Genomic DNA, 1,999 nt, shown 5'->3' with positions numbered 1-1,999 from the left:
GTCCCTCCAGATATGGAGCCATTCCTTTTTTACAAAAATTAAAAATTGCTTCACGTTGTTAATCGTTTATTTTATCAAAAAATGAATTTAGACTCGCGACTAAAGTCTCCGGACTTAAACCTAATCGCCCGTTCTAACCGCTTTACGCGCCAAATGCAAAAACACCTCATCCATTGAATCTGCTGAATGATCTTTCATCAAATTTGCCGGCGTATCCAGCGCGTCGATCCTTCCGTCAACCATGATCGAAACACGGTTACAATATTCCGCTTCGTCCATGTAATGGGTGGTTACGAAAATGGTGATCCCCCTCGCTGATGCTTCATAGATCAGCCCCCAAAACTCACGACGGGTTATTGGATCAACCCCACCGGTGGGCTCATCCAAAAAAACTATCGCAGGGTCATGTACTATCGCTATAGAGAAAGCTAATTTTTGCTTCCACCCTAGCGGCAAGGCTTTTACCAATGTTTTTTCCTGTCCTTCCAGGTGCAGTTGTTTGATCAGCTGCGCAGTTTTTTCTTTGATCCGATCATTGCTTAATCCATAAATACCGCCGTAAAAACGAATATTCTCAGTAATGGTCAGATCTTCATATAACGAAAACTTCTGGCTCATATAGCCAATGTTTTGTTTGATCTTTTCGTTTTGTTTATAAACATCAAAGCCCGCAACGGTAGCCTCGCCGGAGGTGGGCAATAATAAACCGCAAAGCATACGCATAGCAGTAGTTTTACCGGCACCATTGGCACCCAAAAAGCCGAAGACCTCACCCTTTTCCACATCAAAGTTAATCTTGTCCACTGCGGTAAAATCACCGAACTTTTTGGTCAAATCTTTTGCGGTGATAACTTTTTCCATATCAATCGTTCATCAATGCCATAAAACAATCTTCAATATTTGGTTTGATGGACTCTATCTCGACATTAGTATAATGTCCGGCCGTAGCGATGCTTTCCAGTTTTTGCTTGCTGTTTTCCTGCGTTTTAAAAACTACGTGATGGTATTGCCCGAAAGGGTAACAACTTTCAACAGCCGGGTCATTCTTAATGGCGTTCATCAACTTGTACATTTCATTGGCCTTAATGGCCCATAAAGGTTTTTTAAATTGCTCAATAATGCCCTCAGGGGTATTTATCGAGAGAATTTCGCCTTTTTGGATTAAGGCTACGCGGTCGCAAAGGCTCGCTTCATCCATATAGGCGGTTGATACCAGTATGGTAATGCCCTGTAATTTTAGCCGGTGAAGCATTTCCCAAAACTCCTTGCGCGATACGGCGTCGACGCCGGTTGTCGGTTCGTCAAGGAACAATACAGAGGGCTTGTGGATCAGCGCGCAGCACAGGGCCAGTTTTTGTTTCATCCCGCCGGAGAGTTGCCCGGCTTTCCTGTCTTTAAATGGCTCAATCTGCTTGTAGATTTCTTTGATAAGGTCGTAGTTTTTTTCGATGGTTGTATTAAAAATAGTGGCAAAAAACTCAAGATTTTCCTGCACCGAAAGGTCCTGGTAGAGCGAAAACTTACCTGGCATATAACCAATGCGGTTCCTTATTTCTTTATAATCCTTTATTACATCAAAACCGTCAACCCAGGCATTGCCGCTTTCGGCTAGTAAAAGGGTGGTTAATATGCGGAATAATGATGTTTTACCCGCGCCGTCGGGGCCAATGATGCCAAAAATCTCACCTCTTTCAACAGTAAACGAAATGCCTTGCAGGGCATCTACCACTGTTTTTTTAACGCGGTATTTTTGAATAATATTTTCTACGACTACGGGCTTCATACTTATTAATTGAACTTTACTTCGCCGTACATCCCGATCTTCAGGTAGCCGTCGTTCTTTACATGGATCTTTATCGCGTACACAAGGTTCGCCCGTTCATCTTTTGTCTGGATGGTTTTTGGCGTAAATTCAGCCGTTTGCGAGATCCAGCTGACAATGCCTTCTGTTTTTGAATTTGTCTGTTCATCCTTGTCGAACCGGACCTCCACGTTGTCG

At 43.3% G+C, this 1,999-nt stretch carries 2 protein-coding genes and 1 pseudogene; all 3 read right to left on the bottom strand.

Translation table 11 applies throughout. The features are described 5' to 3' along the window. Positions 1 to 120: 120 nt before the first annotated feature. Positions 121 to 861, bottom strand: coding sequence for an ABC transporter ATP-binding protein (locus QZY09_RS24280; RefSeq protein WP_295677205.1), 741 nt, complete (start codon positions 859 to 861; stop codon positions 121 to 123). 1 nt (position 862) lies between these two features. Further along, entirely contained in the window at positions 863 to 1,783 is a 921-nt protein-coding gene (locus QZY09_RS24275) for an ABC transporter ATP-binding protein (protein WP_295677202.1), read from the bottom strand. Positions 1,784 to 1,788: 5 nt separating this feature from the next. Next, a pseudogene (locus QZY09_RS24270) lies at positions 1,789 to 1,999 on the bottom strand (HlyD family secretion protein); the annotation flags it as partial.

This window comes from uncultured Mucilaginibacter sp., assembly GCF_903913935.1.
In the GTDB taxonomy this organism is placed as follows: domain Bacteria; phylum Bacteroidota; class Bacteroidia; order Sphingobacteriales; family Sphingobacteriaceae; genus Mucilaginibacter.
The sequence above is the reverse complement of the archived record's forward strand: the minus strand, read 5'-3'. Positions and strand labels throughout refer to the sequence as shown.